Below are 18,872 nucleotides of genomic sequence, written 5' to 3'. Positions count from 1 at the left end.
CGTTAATAAAGCAACAGAAGAAACCATTCAGTATTTCAAAGAAAAAGAGAATTTAGAAGTGACTATTACAAATCATAGATTTCCTTCTAATGATATCGAAACTATTTTTATAACGGGTCATATCAAAGATGATACAAATAAGAAATTTACTACTTCAATTGATTATAAAGATGATTATCACATCGGTTCCATTTCCACATCTGAAGGTTTTGATTTAAAACACTAAATCTAACGGTTTCACTTCAACATAACTATTTAAGTTTGTTTCTTTAATTCAGGAGTATTCCTTATAAGAAAGAAAACTAAAAAGCACCCGCTACCAGAAAAAGTGAGTGCTTTTTTCACTAAAAACATTCCTTCTATCACGATATTTTATATAATCAAGATGCCATTACTGGAGGATAAATATGGATATTAAAATCAAAAAAATTAGTTTTTTTCTATTCTTTATATTTATTTCAAGTATTTTAGGGGGATGTACTATAGATCAAAAAAATACTGAACAACAAATAGTTGAAAAGGCACAAGAAAGGACAATCCAATACTTCAAAGAAAAACAAGACTTAGATGTAGTAATCACTGATTATAGATTTGCTCCAAGTGATTTACAAGGTATCTTTATCTCCGGCTATATAAAAAATGATGAAAGCAAAACATTTAATATTACAATAGAATACGGTGGAGATGAATATACAATAGGTTCTATCTCTACAAGTGAAAATTTACATTTAAAATAATAAAGAAAAGGCACTCTTTTAAAGACCCCTTTCTTTATCCCCCACCACACAATGTTCTGTGGATATAAAATTTAGTGAAGAGAAATATAACGCAACATTTATGGAGTGATTATTCATGAAAAAATACGGTATAAGATTATTCTTTATTTTTACACTTATCCTTTTAGGAGGATGCACTATAGATCAAAAAAATGAGGAACAACAAATCGTTAATAGAGCAGAAGAAACAACCATTCAATATTTTAAAGAAAAACATAATTTAGATGTAGTAATTACAGGGCATAGCTTTCCTCCAAATGATTTTCAAACTGTATTTATAGATGGTTATGTTAAAGATGATAAAAGTAAAGAATTCTCAGTAGATGTAGAATTTGGTGATGGGGAATATAGGGTCGGTTCTATATCTCGTTCTGAAAACTTTAAATTAAATTATTAATAATAAATCTAAAAAAATTTAATAATATTTAAGATTAATATAATATATAGAGTTTGGTTACCAAGTCTATTGAAGACACCTTAAGGTGTCTTTTTTGCGTAAAATACTTTAGCATATGAATTTCTTTCTTAACAAAATAATTTGTATCTGTTTTTAAATCCTTCATACCTTCCCTGGCTTCATCGGAATGCCTAAAGAGTTTTTCTCTATAATTTTATCCCCTTCTGTTCCTCGGAAATCTACCATAACTTGCTTTTACCCATTTATATCTCGTTCAAAGACCGCTGCGTCCATTCCGATTTATCGTGGAATGTTCCTCCTTTTTCCTATACTTGTAAACTTCGACCATCTTTATTGGTAATAACAACTTCTTCAATATATTTATCAGATTCCTACGTAGTGTCTGCTAATTGATAAAAAGTAGAATCTAAAACTTCATTTTTATTACTCAAAACATTTTTCTCCTACAACATTTGATATATTCTTATAATTAAGATAACATTTACGGAGGATAAATATGGATATTACTATTAAAAAATTTAGCTTTTGTTTATTATTTATATTTATTTTAAGTACTTTAGGGGGATGTACGATGGATCAAAAAAACAAAGAAGAACAAGTAGTAAAAGAAGCAAAAGCGACAACCATTACATACTTTAAGGAAAAGCAAGATTTGGACGTAGTAATTACTGGACATGAGTTTGGTCCTAAAGACTTACAATCCATTTATATTTCTGGTCATGTCAAAGATGATAGAGACAAAACATTTAATATAACTATTCAATATAGCCGAGATAAATACACGATAGGTTCAATTTCTAAAAGTAAAAGTTTAAAATTAAAATACTAACACTCCCAATGATTTTCAAACAGTTTTTATAAATGGACATGTTAGAGATGACAAAAGTAAAACTTTTTCTGCGGATGTAGAATATGGTGGCGGAGAATATCATATAAGCTCCATGTCTCATTCAAAAAATTTAGAGCTTAAAAACTAAGTACCCGGGTAATTTAGAATGCTTTTCTTTATAACCCTACCCCACAATGTTCAGTGAATATAAAATTTAGTGAAAAGGAATATAACGCACTATTAATGGAGTGATTATTCGTGAAAAAATATAGTATAAGATTATTCATTATTCTTACACTTATCCTTTTAGGAGGATGCAGTATGAATAATAAAACAAATGAAGAAAAAGAAATAGTAACAAAGGCAGAAGAGGTAACTATTAAATATTTTAAAGAAACAGAGAGCTTAGATGTAACAATCACTGATCATAAATTTGGACAAAAAGATTTTCAAACTATCCTTATCTCAGGTTATGTAACAAATGACAAAAGTAAAAAGTTTACCGCTTCAGTCCAATACGCTAATGATTATCATATTGGTTCTATTTCAGCGTCTAATAATTTGAATTTTAAACACTAAATTTAATAGTTTCACGTCAACATAATTATTTAAGTTTTTTCTTTAATTCAAGAATGTTCTTTATAAGAAATAAAAAGCACCGGTTATCAGAAAAAGTGAGTGCTTTTTTCACTAAAAACATTCCTTCTATCACGATATTTTATATAATCAAGATGCCATCATTGGAGGATAAATATGGATATTAAAATAATAAAATAAGGAACAACAAATCGTTAATAAGGCTAAAGAAGAAACTCTTAAATACTTCAAGGAGGAGGAAAACGTAGATGTAACTATTACTAAACATAAATTCACTCCAAATGATCTTCAAACAATTTTTATATCTGGTTATGTAACGGATGACAAAAACAAAGAATTTAGTGTTGCAGTTGAATACGCTAATAACTATCATATCAGTACCATTTCAACCACCAAAAATTTCGAACTAAAATACGATTAGTTCACGATTTGTTTTATATTATTTCTTTATAAAAAATAATATAAAGAAATTTCAGGAGATACATATGGATCAATCAAAAAAGAAAAGGATTATAATCTTAATCATTGTAACAGTTATAATTTTTGCCATAGGCTGTACTGCATCCTTTATTCACGATAGAAATATAACAAAAGAAAGAGCTGCTGAAGCTGCTATACAACATATAAAAACAAAAGAAAATATAGATGTTATAGTAACTAAAGTCGATATTAAATCCGCTTTTCAAGGGGGGGTTATTGAGGTTAGAGGATATGCGGAAAATGATAAAAAAAGAAAGTTTTATGTCACAGTAAGCAAAAAACAAAATTATTCTATCATGGGTTGGAATTTAGATGATTCTCAATAAGAAACAAAATATTTTCATATTATTATCCGTAATAATTATGATGTTAATCATAGGTTATATAGCAAAGTTTATTCATGACCAAAATGCTGCAAAAGAAAAGGCTGCTGAAGTTGCAATAGAAACTATGAAAAAAGAAAAAAATAGATTTTGTGGTAACCGATGTAAAAATTCAACAATTAGAACTTGCGGGCTTTATTAGAGTTAGAGGGTATGATAAAAACAATAACCAAAAAAAACTTTACGTTGTAATAAATAAATCCCAAAATTATGAAGTTGCATATTGGGGCGACGAATAAAGTAAAATTTTTATCAGTGGGGGTTTTGTTCGTCCCCACCTAACTTCTGTGCTCCAGACGAATTTAGGGCGAGATAAGATTATAATGAACGCCTAAATAAACCCATACCACCAAAAACACTCATAGATTGTATCTATAAGTGTTTTTTGCATCCCTTAAGTACAGTCGAGAAACATACAAACTATTAAAAAACGTAAGGACACCTAGTACATCAAATGTGTCCGCATCATAAAGCAAACTCCGAAAAGCAATAACAATTTATTTTGATGCAACTATTTATAAAATTATGTAATGATACAGAACTAGGTATTTCAATAGCTTCCCAAGTTTCTTTATGATTCCAAACTTATTCTTGATAAACGAACAAGAAATTCACCACTAACCGTATTACTTATATTTCCCTCTCCTTAAAAATAATTTATAGTATTAATTACAAGATAATTCCAGGAGGGATTGTATGAGGGAATTAAAAAAGAAAAACATCATAATTTTAATCATGATCACAATTATAACTTTAACTATAGGATGTACACTAAAAATTATGCATGATAGAAATATAGAAAAAGAAAAAGCTGCTACAGCTGCCATAGAACATATGAAGAAAAAAGAAAATATTGATGTTATAGTGACTAAAGTTGATATTAAACCTGCCGCTAGTGGTGGTATGATTCGAGTTTCTGGTCATGTAAAAGACCAGAAAAACAGAAATTTCTTTGTTTCAATTATTAAACGTTAAAATTATTCAGTTGTTGGATGGGAATTAGATCATCTAGAGTCATAATTACCTTATTACATGTCAACTACCTCCACTACTAATTTCAGCCTAAAACACTGAAAAGACAATCTGAATTATACCTTCTTCTTTTGATGCATTAATCATTAAAACAAAAAAGCATCCTAAATCACACATTTAGGATGCTTTCTTTTTAATTCCTATTCAGCAATCGCATACGATAACAATTCATCGTTACTTCCCCAAGTCTTTGCAGTAATTGATAGTTCGCATACGCGCCGACCGGGGCACCGATTATTGGTACGAGCTGAAGCATTTTTGCTAAATCGATATAGTCTCGGTACTCTGTTTGGAACTTTTCCCAGTCCATATGGTTTTCTTCTTCTGTATCCCACGTTTCGATGGCTTTCCATATTTCTTTTCGGTGGTCGTCACTTGAAAAGGCAAGTTGGAAAACGTGAAGGATAAAAAGGCGCTCTTCTTTGTCGCTCGTATCAAATCCGTACAATGTTGCTGCATCGAATAAAAATTTAATTTTAATGCCGAGTAAAAGCGGAAAGTCAGCAAGGCCAAGGAGAATACCGCCTGCTCCCGTCCCCGCTCCTTCTGCCGCTGCTATTTTTTTGTACTCATCCATTTTTTTACGTACTTCGTCGTCTCTTCTTTGCAATGACCAGTTCGTCTCTTTTAATTTCGGCTTTATAAAGTTTGATCCGGCACTAATCGTTTGCACCATCATCCGAATCGTTTCTGTTAATACTTTTTGCACTTTCGCCGGAATAAGCTGTTGTACTTTCGTCTGCACTTTCTTAGAGAACCGTGTCATCATAGAAGAATCTTTCATGAATGTAGCTTTCCACTGCTCCAATTCTTTTATAACCTTCTCTTCGTATGTAATCATAGGTTCATTCCCTTCAATTTAAACGCTCAATACGTTTCGCCCCGTATTGATAAACGAAACCGATACTAAATACTATGCTTACGACTAATAAAATGCCCGTCATCATGAAATCTTTCGTCGCAAGGGCGAATATAACTGTAAATATCACGCTACCGATAATAAGGATTGCATTTAATAAAGTAAGAAAATCTTTCTTCTTCTCTTCTCCCCCGACCGGATACAAATCAAGCCAAATCTTCATGCGGTGATGCTTCCATAAAGTTAAGAGCTGATAACCGATTAAGTATAGGAAGATAAGGCTTACGATAAATCGTCCATATAAAAACGGAATGAAGTAAAGAATAACTCCTCCAAGAGCGAGCAGGCGCACATACAAGCCGAAATAGTTACCAGATCGTAAAAACGTTCTCGTATATAAGTATAAATAGGTACGTTTTTCACCAATCATCGAAAGAATGAAATCGAGCCATTTTCTCCGTGCTACTCTTTCTTTTAATGCCGGTACATCAACGAACATATTCGCTATGCGATACAGCAGCATCATCTTCTTACCTTCTTCAGAAATTAAATACTCCCAGTTTAGCGGCTTTCCCTTCACCATTTGATGCAGTACTACGAGGTATAACACCATGAGAAGGACGATTCCACCAATAAACATAACGGAAGTACGCTCTACAAGGAAATAAACAAATAAGCCGTTTAAAATAAAACGAATGAACCAATCAGCTCTTTGTATATTTTGATCTGTTAAAAATGACTTTTCCCATGCTACGAATAAGTTCCACGCTTTTACGATAACAAACGCGAGTACAATCCATATGTAAACCGCTCCTGTTTGTTTCATTTGCTGGAAGTATAACGGGGCTAGTGCTGCCGCTACGATGGCGATTATGTATAACTGAATCATAAACGTAAAGAGAAATGCCTTTGTGAAATAAGGTTTTAACTTTTCTTCCACTGGCAGTAAGTAAACGAGATCTGCTTCTTTTAATAACGTTTGTATCGATCCGGCCGTTAATACAAGTCCAAGCAACACTGCCATAACGAGTGCTGTCGGAAACGACGGTGTTAGCGTTTGTAACCACTGCTGGTAATAATACGCTCCTGCGCCGATGATAAATACAAAAATAAATTTCAAATGATCATTAAATACGTATTTACTATATGTACGAACTTCTTTTAGAAAGTGACGAAATCGTTCTTTCCATAATGCTGTGCTATTCATAATCTTCTTCCTTCGTTAATGCAATATAAATATCATCTAACGTTGCACCCGGCATATTAAACTGTGATTGTAGTTCAGCTAATGTTCCCTTCGCTCTTACTTCACCTTGATGCAGAATAATGAACGAATCACAATAACGCTCTGCTGTCGCTAAAATATGTGTACTCATTAAGATTCCTGCACCGCTTTTTTTCATGTGATCCATCATTTGAAGAAGTGATTGAATCGCTAACGGATCAAGCCCTACGAAAGGTTCGTCCACAATGTAAAGAGATGGTTCCACTAAAAACGCACTCATAATCATTACTTTTTGTTTCATCCCTTTTGAGAAATGAGACGGAAACCATTTCAAACGATTTTTCATGCGAAATTCTTGTAATAGTTGTCCTACACGTTCTTCATATTGTTTTTCATCGACATCGTACGCCATCGCTGTTAGCTTCAAATGTTCTTCTAGCGTTAGCTCATCATATAATACTGGTGTTTCTGGGATGAACGAAAAGCTAGAACGGTACGCTGTCATATCATCACGAATTGTTTTCCCATTAATTGTGACAGTTCCTTTTTTCGGTTCCATTAAACCGATAATATGTTTAATCGTCGTACTTTTACCAGCTCCATTTAAACCAATTAAGCCGACAAGTTCGCCTTTATTAACAGAGAACGAAACATCTTTTAGTACAGGGCGCTTCGTATATCCTCCTGTAACATTTTCTACACGCAATAACTCGCTCATACGACACCACTTTCTTCATTAGTATTTTCTATATTCATCTTACCAAAAATGGCGCTGTACTACATAGTATCGATGTCTTAAAAAAATTTTAAATTTGTTAGCATATATTTTTACGAAAGCGGACATCATAATTAGTGAAGAAGGAACACATTGAAAAAGCGACCACCAATTGATGAGTACAACAACATAGTTAAGTCATCATGAAATGGGGTGTCCATGTTGGACAAAGAAATTTACACATAACCAGATCATTTGTTTCATTTTAGAAACGGGGTGTCTCCGAAAGAGCATATACTGTTTTAAAAAATAAACAATTTCCTTTTATAAAGATTGCAATTCATTTCACTTGAAAATGGGGTGTCTACGGCAGAAACTTTAGCCGATTTACCGTGCATTTCTTAAATAAATGAGGTGTCTGCGAAACGTAAATTACGATAATGCTTTTTCAATCCCTCTTCAGAAAACAGGAAGCTGAGTCAGCTTCCTGTTTTTCGTGTTTGTTCTCTTATATAATTATGGTAAAATACGGCTAAGGCTACTTGAAAGGATGAGATCAATGAATCATACAGCAGATAATTGTATTTTTTGTAAAATTATTGACGGGCAAATCCCTTGCTCAAAAGTATACGAAGATGAACATGTGCTTGCATTTTTAGATATTAGTCAAGTAACAAAAGGACATACCCTTGTTATTCCAAAAGTTCACAAACAAGACATTTTTGCATTAACGCCAGAAATCGCATCACACATTTTTTCTGTCGTTCCGAAAATCGCAAATGCGATTAAAGCAGAGTTTAACCCAGTTGGCTTTAACCTACTTAACAATAACGGTGAAAAAGCTGGACAAACTGTGTTCCACTTCCACCTTCATTTAATTCCACGCTACGGTGAAAACGATGGTTTCGGTGCTGTTTGGAAATCACATCAAAATGAATACACAATGGAAAATTTACAGAACATCGCAAGTACAATTGCAAATAGTGTGAAATAGTGACACTATAATAAGAAGTAATACATAACAAGCCACTTTCCTAACGTGATTAAATATTGCAAGGCTTGTTTCTTCACTCAAGATGCCAGGGAACGTGCACCGCACAATTTTCTTTCCCTTATCTTAAAGATATGCATATTTTTTCACATCATGAATACGAACAAAAAATAAGGAGGTTTCCTTTTATGTCAAAAGCTAAATCCTTTATTACAGGTGTCATTTGCGGCGGAGCAGTTGCTGGACTAGCCGTTCTTTTCTCTACTCCTTCTTCTGGCAAAGCTATGCGCGGTAAGTTAAAAGAAAAAGGAAATGATATTAAAAAGACTTTAGCTGATATTACAGCTGATACAAAATTATTAAAACGTCAAATCGTTGAAACTGCTTCAGAAGGTAAAGAAGTGTTTCAAGAATTAAAAGACGATATGCACGATACGATTTCTAACTGGAAGCAAGACATTTCTCAAAACAAACGCCATATTGAGAAAGAGATTTTGGACATTCAAAAATCAATTGAGAAACTACAAGAAGCTGTTCCGGAAAAGGCGTAAACAAATTCCTGCTTAGTTTTTTGCATATAACAAATATTTTTTATATAAATCGACCTTAACACGGCATATCACACAGATATGCCGTGTTTTTATGCATTTACAATATATGTTATCACTTAACATGTAAGGACAACACATGTATTCACGACTCATAAAACGCTTCCATAGTTATGCATGATTTGTATAGAATGTCATTTTTCCGAAAAATTTTCACAATTCTCACAAAAAGACTTTATTAATTTTTACTTTACTGGCATAATAGATAGTAATGAAAAAGAATGTTAAAGTGGGTGAGTAAATGAAAAGTGGAGAAAAAGATTACTCGGTAAAAGAAGCGATGATTTTCAGCCAACGCATTGCTCAATTATCGAAAGCGTTATGGAAATGTGTAGAGAAAGATTGGCAACAGTGGATTAAGCCTTACGATTTAAACATTAATGAGCATCATATTTTGTCAATCGCTTATCATTTAAAAGGGGCTTCTATTTCTGAGATTGCTAAGTTTGGAGTTATGCACGTATCAACGGCGTTTAACTTCTCGAAAAAGCTGGAAGAACGCGGCTATCTTGTATTCTCAAAAAAAGAAGATGATAAACGAAATACGTACATTGAGATTACAGACAAAGGGGAAGAATTACTACTTCGCTTAATGGAGGAGTATGATCCTGAAAATAACTCTGTATTTAATGGGGCTCTTGCACTTCGTAATTTCTATGGTAAGTTCCCAGAAAATATCGAACTTATCGCTATCTTGCGCAACATTTACGGACAAGACTTCATCGATATTTTTGAGAAATCATTAGAGAATATTGAGGAGAATTTTACGGAATCCGATCAGAAGTTAGTTAAGAAGTAATCTATTTATTGTTTCGCAATCATGCTTAAGAATTCATTCATAAGCGGCTTAAATAAACCTTGTTTTGCTAGCGCTTCCGCAGTTTCGTGTACTTCGAGCTGATGTGGAAGCGCTTTTTCAAATTGATCTAACAGCGCATCGAACAAAAGAAGCCCTTCTGCTTTCTCCACTACATATTGCTCGTTCAATATTTCACAAAGATTTAGTATACGTTCAATATCTTTTTTACGAGCTTTTTTCTTTATGATCAAAGAATAAAATGGACACTTTTCTTCATCAATCATTTTAAATAGTAGGTCTACGTAGTATTCAGCTTGTTCTAATCTTCTAACAACGTCCATTTTCTCCCTCTCTTTCTAACACAAAGTCTTCTATTTCTGAATTTTATAACACGAACAAAATATCGTATGATACAATATATAAAGTATATGTATTTTACCAAAAGGAGGTCTCGCCTCATGACACTTATAACAGTTGTTTTTGTCGCATTCGCACTTCTTGTTATATTTTACACGAATTTCATGACACATACACTGTGTGAACGAAAACAAATAGCTGCGAGCCGCCAACCCGGTGTCTTTCGGGTTATTAATGTATGTATAACAATTTTATTAATTTCTAGTTATATAGAAATTATATTTCATGGAAAGTGAGGAAGGAAGCCCCTTCCTCACTTTTTTCCTCTATAAGCAAATTATACCTACTATAACCAATAAAATAAACAGTACAAGTAATAAAATAAGTTGAGAATTCATCCCCATCCCCTCCTCTTTTCTGTATATGCGGCATGCGCCCAATATGGAACACCTTCAAAATCTGACACGCACTGGTTAAATTTTCTTTATCAATATGAAATCGAGTCGAAATATGATATATTAAATTTTGTACATATTGCTTATACTATGAAATAAATGACACGCATCTTAACTTTATCCTCAGCCTCGGTAAGCCCTGTTAAGCGCGCTTTACCAATATACAAAGCAAAAGTATCAGTGAGACTTAATCGGGCTCTTATGAACTAAAATTCATTGGTGTAGGATAAATTAAAAATACATAATAGTAGGAGTGTTTATCGAATGAAGAAAGCTATGCTTGCCTTAGCCGCAACAAGTGTAATCGCATTATCAGCATGTGGAACAGGATCATCATCAGACAAAATCGTTACATCTAAAGCTGGTGACATTACAAAAGACGAGTTCTACAATCAAATGAAGACACAAGCTGGTAAACAAGTACTAAACAACATGGTTATGGAAAAAGTACTTATTAAAAACTACAAAGTTGAAGACAAAGAAGTAGACAAAAAGTTCGATGAAATGAAAAAACAATACGGTGATCAATTCGATACACTATTAAAACAACAAGGTATTAAAGAAGAAACTTTAAAAACTGGTGTGCGTGCTCAATTAGCTCAAGAAAAAGCTATCGAGAAAACAATCACTGATAAAGAATTAAAAGATAACTACAAGCCTGAAGTTAAAGCAAGCCACATTCTTGTAAAAGATGAAGCGACTGCGAAAAAAGTTAAAGAGGAACTTGGACAAGGTAAATCTTTCGAAGAGTTAGCGAAACAATACTCTGAAGATACTGGTTCAAAAGAAAAAGGTGGCGACTTAGGATTCTTCGAACATGGTAAAATGGTTAAAGAATTCGAAGATGCTGCTTATAAACTGAAAAAAGATGAAGTAAGCGAACCTGTAAAAACACAATTCGGTTACCACATCATTAAAGTTACAGACATTAAAGAGCCAGAAAAATCATTCGAGCAATCAAAAGCTGACCTGAAAAAAGAGTTAGTTGCGAAGAAAGCACAAGACGCTGAATTCATGAACGATCTTATGATGAAAGAAATCAAAAAAGCTGACGTAAAAGTTGAAGATAAAGATTTAAAAGATCTTTTCAAAGAGCAAAAAGCTGACGATAAGAAAGAAGAAAAGAAATAATGAAAAGCTCGGGATTAGCCCGAGCTTTTTTATGTATCCTCTTCATTAACGAAAGTTGATTTTGTCATTCATTTAACTAAAACCATCTTTTATGCATTTCACTTAAAAACGTTTCTTTTATTTTAAATCCAGAACTTTCTCCGATAATAGAATCAATCCCGCAATGCGGACAAACTGCTGTGTTATCATCATCCCACCACTCTGTAATTTTTTCTGGATGGAAAATTTCTAAACAATAGAAACAACCACATATAACATTCTTTTCTAAGTGCTTTCTATTACAAGAACAAAAACGATGTGCTTCCTCAAAATATTTTTCCATCAGTATCCCCCTATTCCCGATTTTCTTCTTTGGTTTACTTACATTCTTCTCAATAAAATTACAATTCTCCCTTAAAGAAAAACACAAAAAAACCTCGATTCACGCCACACGGAACCAAGGTTTATCTTATTATCATTGATTAAATTAAGAAACTATGTTAAATTAGTACAGAAACACGTTTTCAAAAATACACAGAACGTATTTATCCGTATCTTAATTGTACACCAAAACACATCTTCAGTCAACCTCTATTTTTCACTTTTAAAGGAGTGCTTACGTATGAACAAAAAACTTGATTTAGAGCAAAAACGATTGGATACCGTAATAGAAACGATTACGGAGCAAATTGATAAACTGGAAAACGAAACTGGCAGACGTCGGGCAGAAGTAATCAATATTCGTAAACACTTTTGGGATGACGTGAAAGTGAATACTGATACTTTCGATGATTATCTTGAAACAGTTATCAACTTGAGACAACAAGCTCAGTCACTAGCTGTCACACAAATTACCCATAAGCACACCTTTAATCGACTTGCCGCATTAAGACGTATGCATAAAGCACCTTATTTCGGACGAATTGATTTTAAAGAAGAAGGAGAATCTGCTGCGGAGAAAATTTATATCGGCGTAGCTACACTTACTGATGCAAGCGGGGAAAACTTTCTTATATATGACTGGCGCGCACCTATTTCGAGTGTGTACTACGATTATCCACCAGGACCGGCTGAATACAGTACACCAGGCGGCGTAATCCACGGTAATGTGGAGAAAAAATTACAATACATTATTCAAAATGGCGAGATTGATTCTATGTTCGATACGAGCCTTACAATTGGTGATGAAATCTTGCAACAAGCGCTCGGAAAAGGTACGAACAAACATATGCAGAGCATCGTCGCTACAATTCAGCGCGAGCAAAATGAAATTATCCGTCACGATGAAGGCCGACTTCTTATCGTGCAAGGAGCTGCTGGTAGTGGTAAAACGTCAGCTGCCCTGCAACGAATCGCCTACTTACTATATAAATATCGCGAATGGCTAAAAGCAGATCAAATTATTCTCTTCTCCCCTAACTCTATGTTCAATAGCTACGTTTCTAACGTACTACCTGAACTCGGTGAAGAAAATATGCAGCAAGTGACATTCCAAGAATATTTAAACCATAGACTCAGTAAGTCATTTGATGTTGAAGACCCTTATGAACAATTAGAATATATGTTAACTGAAACGAATAGCCCTACCTATAAAACGAGAAATGCGAGCATTCGCTTTAAAGCATCCACTCAATTTTTTGAAATGATTAGAACGTACAGACAATCTCTTGAATCTTCAGGCATGTTATTTAGAGGAATGAAATTTAGAGGAAAGTTAATTGTTTCTGCTAAAGAAATTACAGAACAATTTTACAACACTGACTCCTCCCTCCGTTTCCATAATCGAATTGAAAAGTTAACAGATTGGCTAAATAAACAAATAGATGCAATTGAAAAAACAGAGCTGAAAAAGCCTTGGGTAGAAGAGGAAATTGAATTACTGAGTAAAGATGAATATCAAAAGGCTTATAAATATTTACAGAAAAAAGGCGAGTTTGACGACAACTCCTTTAATGATTTTGAGAAAGAAACGAAAGTACTTGGACGTATGATTGTTCGTAAAAAATTGAAGCCGCTTCGTAAAGGCGTTCAAACATTGCGTTTCATCAATTTCACAGGCATATATAAACAACTCTTCACAGATGCATCATGGGTTACTGGAGAAAAGCCGAAGGAATGGGATGACATTTGCTCCTTAACAGTAAACATGCTTGATGAAGGAAAGTTATATTACGAGGATGCGACTCCATTTTTACTGTTAAAAGAATTAATTGAAGGCTTCCAAACGAATAGATCGATTAAACATGTACTCGTAGACGAAGCACAAGATTATTCACCGTTTCAATTTGAGTTTTTAAAACGTCTCTTCCCTGCTGCAAGAATGACTGTACTCGGAGACTTTAACCAAGCGATATTTGCCCATGCGAGTGAAGCAGTGAATTTCAACACACTTACTAGCTTATACGGACCAGATGAAACGAACGGCATCAACTTAACTCGTAGCTATCGCTCAACAAAACCAATTATTGAATTTACACGCACTCTCGTACCGGAGGGCAAGAACATTCACGCCTTTGAACGTGACGGTGAGAAACCTACAGTGACGAAAGTATCAAATGACAGCGAACTGCACGAGCATATTACTGCCAAAGTTGCTGAACTACAAAAAGAGCAGCACAATACGATCGCAATTATATGTAAATCTGCAGCTGAAAGCGCCGCTGCCTACGAAGCACTTCGTCATATCGACAATATTAAACTTGTGAAAAGTAACTCAGCCGAGTATGAGCAAGGCATTGTCGTGATCCCTGCTTACTTAGCGAAAGGTATCGAATTTGATGCTGTTATTATTTACGATGCTTCTAAGGATGTGTACAGCGATGAGAGCGTTCGTAGATTGTTCTACACTGCTTGCACGCGCGCAATGCATGAATTGCAACTTTATAGCGTTGGCGAGGTTAGTCCTTTTATACTTGGGGCTGATTCGGAGAGTTTTGAGCTTATTACACCTTGATACTAATCAAGGTGTTTCTTTTTTGTGCAGGATTTATACCTTAAAAGTAGAATATATCAGTTTAGAAAAAGCTAAGGAGTGACAAGATGAACCATTATTTTATTGCTATTTATGACGGCGTGTTTCCTACCGAAAAATTACATACCATTTTACAATCTAATCCTACTTTTACCGCCCTAAACATCCGCCCTCTCTCAATCTCATCACCAAGACCTATCACATTATTAGTTGGCGCAGAACACGATGCACTCACAACCGGTCTTACAGATACATACCATTTATTAACGAAAGAATTGCAAAAACTAGAAGAACAAGAAAAGTACTATTACGTATACGATTATAAAATTAGAAAGACTATCGATAACCCTAGCGAAAAATGTTTTCCACTAGCAACAATCCGTATAAGTGTTACGAAATTCCATAAAATGATTCAAACAGTAAAAGACTTAAAACGCCCAGTATTTGCAGGTTATAACATCACTTCTCATGATGCAGACATACTTACACTGAATGTACTTCTATCTTCACCTTTATTAGATCCTAACACTTCCGAAAAAAATGCGGAAGAATACTCCTATTTACAACAACTAGCTGAATCAATCTCTCGTTCTGAATTATGTATTTCTATTAAAGAGAGTGCACTTATTTAAACACGAAAAGAGGGTTATTTATCATAACCCTCTTCTGCTCTCTATTTACGTCTATACTTGATCATAATAATGAATTTCATATACAACTTATAATAAGTATCAAGGTGTTTTTCTCATTCTAAACGACATATCTTTACGTCGATATACACTCAGCACAATTCCCATTATAAATGCATGAAATAGAGTTGGTATCAATCCGTAGCTAATAAAAGGTAATGATATAGAAGTACGCGGTAATAATCCTAAAATCATGCCAACGTTACAAATAAAATGGATTATAAAAAGAGTTACTCCGCCAACGAGAAGCAATTTACCATAACCATCATTTATTATATAAGCTATGTTCATTATTCTTACTGCAAACAGAGAAAGAATAATGACAAGAACTAGCGCAAGCACATATCCATAATAGTAAGTCAAACTCGCGAATACAAAATCAGTATGAGCAGCAGGGATAGACTTTATATTTCCATATGTACCAAACCAACCTGCTGAAGACATCGCCTCTTGTAAACGTAAATCCCATTGATCATGCGCTGGGTTTATAAATCCTAAAATTCTAGCTATCCGGTATTCTTTTACAGCAGACCAGGAAAATAGATCCCTAATAATAAAGAGAAAAATGGGTAACATCGTAATGAGCCATGCCGTTTTCTTTCCTAACTTACTCCACCAAAGCATAACGAATACCATCGTGATATAAATAAAAATTGGTACCAGAACTGATGTAATTAAAAATAAATATAAAGAAAATACGTACAACATGAGAAGATGCATAAACTTTAACCTACTATTATTGAAAAAAGAAGCCCAAGCTAGAAAAAAGAATGGTATCGTCATCAAACAGTCAATTTTGATGGGGCCAATTTTTATTATTGCTTCCCCAATCACGTAACCAGTCGGAAAACATTTTAACGTTAACAGAATAAGTACTCCGATTGTATAAAATAACCACCCGAGCCTCTCTAACTTTCGATAATCAAGTAGCATCATTCCAATAGCTGTTGCAATGCCGATAATCACAAAAATTACTTTGTTCATTAGTAAATCGTTCGTATGCCCAAGAGCGATTATTGGTAAAAACCCTAACCCCATAGCAGCCACTAATAAAATAAGTAAGAACCAATCCACCTTTGGCTTATGCAGTTTATTAAGCTCCTGCCCTAGTTTAACAGGACTTCCCATTTGTTCTACAGCTTTATTTTCAGCAATTTCCTCACTCAAGCCTTTTTCTATCCATGTGTTCTTTGCCTGTTTTAAGTGAAAATCTAGTTCAGTTGCTACAAAGCTCTTTGCTTCTTTTGATTTAATATGATTCGTAACTTCGCTTACAAAACGCTCCCCTTTTTTATTCAATTTCGCCTCACTCCTGTACTAAGCCTTTTAGTATAAATTGTACCTTCGTAGCATTTTTCTCTGCCTTTCGCAGCATCTTTCTTCCTTTATCATTTAATTGATAATATTTCGCTCCTTCATGATCCCAACTTGATTGAATAAAACGATTCTGCTCTAGGCGATGTAATACGGTATATAAAAACCCTTCATTTCCTTCGAATTTTCGAATCCCTCTCCCTCGTAGCAGCTGTGACAATTCGTATCCTGTTTTTTCATTACTGAGGAGTTGTAAAATGGCTAAAGAGATGTCCTCTTCCTTTTCGTGTGATGCATTGATTTTTTCGCGCACCCGCTTTCGGTGTTGATCAGAAAAACTCAAATGTTTAAACGTTGTATTCTCCATTGATTTTCGCAGGCCTTTTAATCGATCTTCCATTTGATTATTCCTCCAATCCTTTCTTCAAAAGCTCCTTCGCTTTTTTCAGTCTCGTTTTTATCGTGTTTTCTTTCACGTCTATTACAATAGCAATCTCTTTAATTGATAATTCTTCATAATAAAATAGATAAATCACCTCTCGATATTTTACCGGTAAACTCATCACTGCAGAAGCGAGCTCACGGTCCTCCGCATTTTGAATGACAATTTGTTCGACACTATCATTTTGAACCCCCATATAAGCAGATTCATCCTCTGCCACGATCACCTTTTTGTTATACCAACTCTTTATATAGTCCTTACATTGATTAATCGCAATTCTCCATAACCACGTTTTCACATTCGACTTCCCTTTGTATGTATGAAGAGATTTATAACATTTCACAAATATATCTTGCGTTACATCCTCAGCAACCTCTTTATTATTTACATATGAATACACAAGTTGTAACACTTCTTGTCCATACTTGTTCATGATTTCATCGATAAGGAGTTCCTTATCTTCTATTTCAAACGCTTCTACCGTTAATTCATCCACATCATTTCCTCCTTCCCATATATTAGACGACGTACTGTATGGAAAAGTTTTATAAATTTATAAAAAAAATCCGTTTGACAATAATGTTTTTTATAAATCACTTCCTCAGCAACTTACATATAATAAACCGAATAGTCGTTACAATACATTCACCTAAAGAGCGCCTCTCTCCCAAGGCGCTTTTTAAGTTTGCAATAAGGATTTTGTCTTAGTTTTCTATCGTCAAGATTCCCCTCATCGCTAAATGAAAAAGAGAACCCATTCAATCGAGTCCTCTTCCCTCCTAGCACTCACTTAAAGAATCTAATATTTCATGGTCATACAAAGATGGCTTGATAATATCAAAACCAATAAATTCTTCATACTTCTTATCCGCAAAATAAAATACAACGTTTTGAAATAACACTTTTTGCAAATGAATATCCTGAGAAATTCTAAATGAGTATATGTATTTATTATCATTTGAAGCTTTCTTTTTATATATTTTACTTCTATTTGTTAATCCTTTTAATTTACGAGCATTTTCTCCAAAAAATTCAATCCCCACTATACGATCAAATTGATCTATATCTACATTCAGTTTTGGATTTTCTTCCAACTCTTCAGTCGATTCAATCTCAATTTCTGAAGTGAATGGAATTACATACAGATATGCCATCTGGATTTCAGGGTCATAAGTAATTAATTTTTTCATGCTGCACCTCATATCCGTATTCATTTGTCTTGTTCCCTATTTTAAAACATAATACAATTGAAATGTAACTTAATAAGCTATAACTAGTAGGTGTGATAATCATCTCTTCCATTTTGAAAAAAGGGGGGAGGTGATAGAATGATCGCGATGTTTGTAATTAAATTAGTGTATGGTATCCTAACCGGAGCTGGCGTTGTCATCGGTAGAAGATACGTCGGTCCGTGGCTAATTTCTGTATACAAAAAAGCGAGAACCACCCTGCTTCGTGGAAAAGGTAAGGGCGGTTCTCGGCTAAAACGTTAATGTAATTGTCTTATAACCGCATCTACTACCACCACAATAGTAAGTTAGGTTACACAAGGCAGAAGTTTCTCAGGCTTCTGTCTTCTTTATTTTATGCAAAATTCATACTATATACTCTATCATCATTGTAACACATTTTATTTATTTTTAGTCAAGGTCAACAAATGATGATTATTATCCAATTTCGTTATCTTAAGATATATTCCCTCCTTATCTAAGGGCAGATTGTATCGTAAGACAAAAAAACAAAAGAGTTCAGACTACCTTCTGACGGCAATTCATCTCCACCTGAATTGTTGGGTTTCACCCGTAACACAAATCAGATGGAG

The 18,872-nt window shown here is 34.1% G+C and carries 26 protein-coding genes and 2 pseudogenes; 17 read left to right on the top strand and 11 right to left on the bottom strand.

Annotation, left to right across the window (positions count from 1 at the left end; genetic code table 11):
• The 3 genes from GFJ36_RS04770 to GFJ36_RS04760 form a co-directional block, all read left to right on the top strand.
• The coding region (locus GFJ36_RS04770; protein ID WP_242015935.1) for a DUF1433 domain-containing protein at positions 1 to 226 on the top strand (226 nt) is incomplete at its 5' end.
• Positions 227 to 407: 181 nt separating this feature from the next.
• Positions 408 to 737: a hypothetical protein gene (locus tag GFJ36_RS04765; protein ID WP_097890516.1), complete on the top strand. Its 330-nt coding sequence runs from the start codon at positions 408 to 410 to the stop codon at positions 735 to 737.
• A gap of 115 nt (positions 738 to 852) precedes the next feature.
• Positions 853 to 1,173, top strand: a complete 321-nt coding sequence (locus tag GFJ36_RS04760) for a hypothetical protein (protein WP_097890518.1) — start codon at positions 853 to 855, stop codon at positions 1,171 to 1,173.
• 121 nt (positions 1,174 to 1,294) lie between these two features.
• Here the strand turns inward: GFJ36_RS04760 and GFJ36_RS30185 are convergent.
• Positions 1,295 to 1,490 (bottom strand): annotated as a pseudogene (locus GFJ36_RS30185) (lipase family protein); the annotation flags it as partial.
• Positions 1,491 to 1,765: 275 nt separating this feature from the next.
• Between GFJ36_RS30185 and GFJ36_RS04755 the strand changes: the two are divergent.
• The 6 genes and pseudogenes from GFJ36_RS04755 (at position 1,766) to GFJ36_RS04735 (ending at position 4,458) form a co-directional block, all read left to right on the top strand.
• A complete protein-coding gene (locus GFJ36_RS04755; RefSeq protein ID WP_097890520.1) occupies positions 1,766 to 2,023 on the top strand; it encodes a hypothetical protein in 258 nt (85 codons plus the stop codon).
• Positions 2,024 to 2,281: 258 nt separating this feature from the next.
• Complete coding sequence (locus GFJ36_RS04750; protein ID WP_097890522.1) at positions 2,282 to 2,602, top strand: DUF1433 domain-containing protein; 321 nt, start codon at positions 2,282 to 2,284, stop codon at positions 2,600 to 2,602.
• Positions 2,603 to 2,795: 193 nt separating this feature from the next.
• Positions 2,796 to 3,041: pseudogene (locus GFJ36_RS29375) on the top strand (DUF1433 domain-containing protein); the annotation flags it as partial.
• Between the two features lie 64 nt (positions 3,042 to 3,105).
• Positions 3,106 to 3,426 (top strand): hypothetical protein, encoded by a 321-nt coding sequence (locus GFJ36_RS04745; protein WP_088062333.1) that lies wholly within the window; start codon positions 3,106 to 3,108, stop codon positions 3,424 to 3,426.
• A complete protein-coding gene (locus GFJ36_RS04740) occupies positions 3,413 to 3,625 on the top strand; it encodes a hypothetical protein (protein ID WP_223270639.1) in 213 nt (70 codons plus the stop codon). Before GFJ36_RS04745 ends, GFJ36_RS04740 begins: the two co-directional genes overlap by 14 nt.
• 554 nt (positions 3,626 to 4,179) lie before the next feature.
• The gene (locus GFJ36_RS04735; protein WP_088062331.1) at positions 4,180 to 4,458 is read left to right on the top strand and encodes a hypothetical protein; all 279 of its coding nucleotides are present in this window, start codon (positions 4,180 to 4,182) and stop codon (positions 4,456 to 4,458) included.
• A 190-nt stretch (positions 4,459 to 4,648) separates the two neighbouring features.
• Here GFJ36_RS04735 and ecsC read toward each other — a convergent pair whose 3' ends face one another.
• Genes ecsC through ecsA form a run of 3 tightly spaced genes read right to left on the bottom strand, consistent with a single transcriptional unit; the run spans position 4,649 to position 7,317 of the window.
• Entirely contained in the window at positions 4,649 to 5,356 is a 708-nt protein-coding gene (gene ecsC / locus GFJ36_RS04730; protein WP_000634127.1) for an ecs operon protein EcsC, read from the bottom strand.
• A gap of 13 nt (positions 5,357 to 5,369) precedes the next feature.
• A complete protein-coding gene (gene ecsB, locus GFJ36_RS04725; protein WP_097890526.1) occupies positions 5,370 to 6,581 on the bottom strand; it encodes an ABC transporter permease EcsB in 1,212 nt (403 codons plus the stop codon).
• Positions 6,574 to 7,317: an ABC transporter ATP-binding protein EcsA gene (gene ecsA, locus GFJ36_RS04720; protein ID WP_097890528.1), complete on the bottom strand. Its 744-nt coding sequence runs from the start codon at positions 7,315 to 7,317 to the stop codon at positions 6,574 to 6,576. The genes ecsB and ecsA overlap by 8 nt, the downstream gene beginning before the upstream one ends.
• A gap of 556 nt (positions 7,318 to 7,873) precedes the next feature.
• On the opposite strand from ecsA, the gene GFJ36_RS04715 reads away from it, so the two are divergent.
• The 3 genes from GFJ36_RS04715 to GFJ36_RS04705 all read left to right on the top strand — a co-directional run bounded on the left by GFJ36_RS04715 (position 7,874) and on the right by GFJ36_RS04705 (position 9,712).
• Positions 7,874 to 8,308 (top strand): HIT family protein, encoded by a 435-nt coding sequence (locus GFJ36_RS04715; RefSeq protein WP_001016840.1) that lies wholly within the window; start codon positions 7,874 to 7,876, stop codon positions 8,306 to 8,308.
• Positions 8,309 to 8,493: 185 nt separating this feature from the next.
• Entirely contained in the window at positions 8,494 to 8,856 is a 363-nt protein-coding gene (locus GFJ36_RS04710; RefSeq protein WP_087985644.1) for a YtxH domain-containing protein, read from the top strand.
• 298 nt (positions 8,857 to 9,154) lie between these two features.
• A complete protein-coding gene (locus tag GFJ36_RS04705) occupies positions 9,155 to 9,712 on the top strand; it encodes an HTH-type transcriptional regulator Hpr (RefSeq protein WP_000834920.1) in 558 nt (185 codons plus the stop codon).
• 5 nt (positions 9,713 to 9,717) lie between these two features.
• On the opposite strand, the gene GFJ36_RS04700 is transcribed toward GFJ36_RS04705, so the two are convergent.
• A complete protein-coding gene (locus GFJ36_RS04700) occupies positions 9,718 to 10,053 on the bottom strand; it encodes a DUF1878 family protein (protein WP_000383652.1) in 336 nt (111 codons plus the stop codon).
• Between the two features lie 117 nt (positions 10,054 to 10,170).
• On the opposite strand from GFJ36_RS04700, the gene GFJ36_RS04695 reads away from it, so the two are divergent.
• Positions 10,171 to 10,365 (top strand): hypothetical protein, encoded by a 195-nt coding sequence (locus tag GFJ36_RS04695; protein WP_000172690.1) that lies wholly within the window; start codon positions 10,171 to 10,173, stop codon positions 10,363 to 10,365.
• A gap of 30 nt (positions 10,366 to 10,395) precedes the next feature.
• Here GFJ36_RS04695 and GFJ36_RS30065 read toward each other — a convergent pair whose 3' ends face one another.
• Positions 10,396 to 10,509 (bottom strand): hypothetical protein, encoded by a 114-nt coding sequence (locus tag GFJ36_RS30065; RefSeq protein WP_002007073.1) that lies wholly within the window; start codon positions 10,507 to 10,509, stop codon positions 10,396 to 10,398.
• Positions 10,510 to 10,788: 279 nt separating this feature from the next.
• On the opposite strand from GFJ36_RS30065, the gene prsA reads away from it, so the two are divergent.
• Positions 10,789 to 11,655: a peptidylprolyl isomerase PrsA gene (gene prsA, locus GFJ36_RS04690; RefSeq protein WP_088121565.1), complete on the top strand. Its 867-nt coding sequence runs from the start codon at positions 10,789 to 10,791 to the stop codon at positions 11,653 to 11,655.
• A 76-nt stretch (positions 11,656 to 11,731) separates the two neighbouring features.
• Here prsA and GFJ36_RS04685 read toward each other — a convergent pair whose 3' ends face one another.
• Entirely contained in the window at positions 11,732 to 11,977 is a 246-nt protein-coding gene (locus tag GFJ36_RS04685) for a cytoplasmic protein (RefSeq protein ID WP_098230396.1), read from the bottom strand.
• Between the two features lie 279 nt (positions 11,978 to 12,256).
• Between GFJ36_RS04685 and helD the strand changes: the two genes are divergently transcribed.
• Both helD and GFJ36_RS04675 read left to right on the top strand, forming a co-directional pair.
• Complete coding sequence (gene helD, locus GFJ36_RS04680; RefSeq protein ID WP_098230395.1) at positions 12,257 to 14,587, top strand: RNA polymerase recycling motor HelD; 2,331 nt, start codon at positions 12,257 to 12,259, stop codon at positions 14,585 to 14,587.
• Positions 14,588 to 14,673: 86 nt separating this feature from the next.
• Complete coding sequence (locus GFJ36_RS04675) at positions 14,674 to 15,237, top strand: hypothetical protein (protein ID WP_097890532.1); 564 nt, start codon at positions 14,674 to 14,676, stop codon at positions 15,235 to 15,237.
• 99 nt (positions 15,238 to 15,336) lie between these two features.
• On the opposite strand, the gene GFJ36_RS04670 is transcribed toward GFJ36_RS04675, so the two are convergent.
• The 4 genes from GFJ36_RS04670 to GFJ36_RS04655 form a co-directional block, all read right to left on the bottom strand.
• Positions 15,337 to 16,593 (bottom strand): FtsW/RodA/SpoVE family cell cycle protein, encoded by a 1,257-nt coding sequence (locus GFJ36_RS04670; RefSeq protein ID WP_098082748.1) that lies wholly within the window; start codon positions 16,591 to 16,593, stop codon positions 15,337 to 15,339.
• 7 nt (positions 16,594 to 16,600) lie between these two features.
• Positions 16,601 to 17,008, bottom strand: a complete 408-nt coding sequence (locus tag GFJ36_RS04665; RefSeq protein WP_046957111.1) for a PadR family transcriptional regulator — start codon at positions 17,006 to 17,008, stop codon at positions 16,601 to 16,603.
• Between the two features lie 4 nt (positions 17,009 to 17,012).
• Entirely contained in the window at positions 17,013 to 17,546 is a 534-nt protein-coding gene (locus GFJ36_RS04660; protein WP_098082747.1) for a sigma-70 family RNA polymerase sigma factor, read from the bottom strand.
• Positions 17,547 to 17,829: 283 nt separating this feature from the next.
• Positions 17,830 to 18,240, bottom strand: a complete 411-nt coding sequence (locus GFJ36_RS04655; protein ID WP_088062315.1) for a DUF2283 domain-containing protein — start codon at positions 18,238 to 18,240, stop codon at positions 17,830 to 17,832.
• 138 nt (positions 18,241 to 18,378) lie between these two features.
• Between GFJ36_RS04655 and GFJ36_RS28995 the strand changes: the two genes are divergently transcribed.
• Positions 18,379 to 18,543: a hypothetical protein gene (locus GFJ36_RS28995; RefSeq protein WP_000561154.1), complete on the top strand. Its 165-nt coding sequence runs from the start codon at positions 18,379 to 18,381 to the stop codon at positions 18,541 to 18,543.
• Positions 18,544 to 18,872: the final 329 nt, after the last annotated feature.

The organism is Bacillus sp. EE-W1 (assembly GCF_009760835.1).
GTDB lineage: Bacteria > Bacillota > Bacilli > Bacillales > Bacillaceae_G > Bacillus_A > Bacillus_A wiedmannii.
Note: the sequence above shows the minus strand (reverse complement) of the source record. Positions and strands in the feature narration are given on the sequence as shown.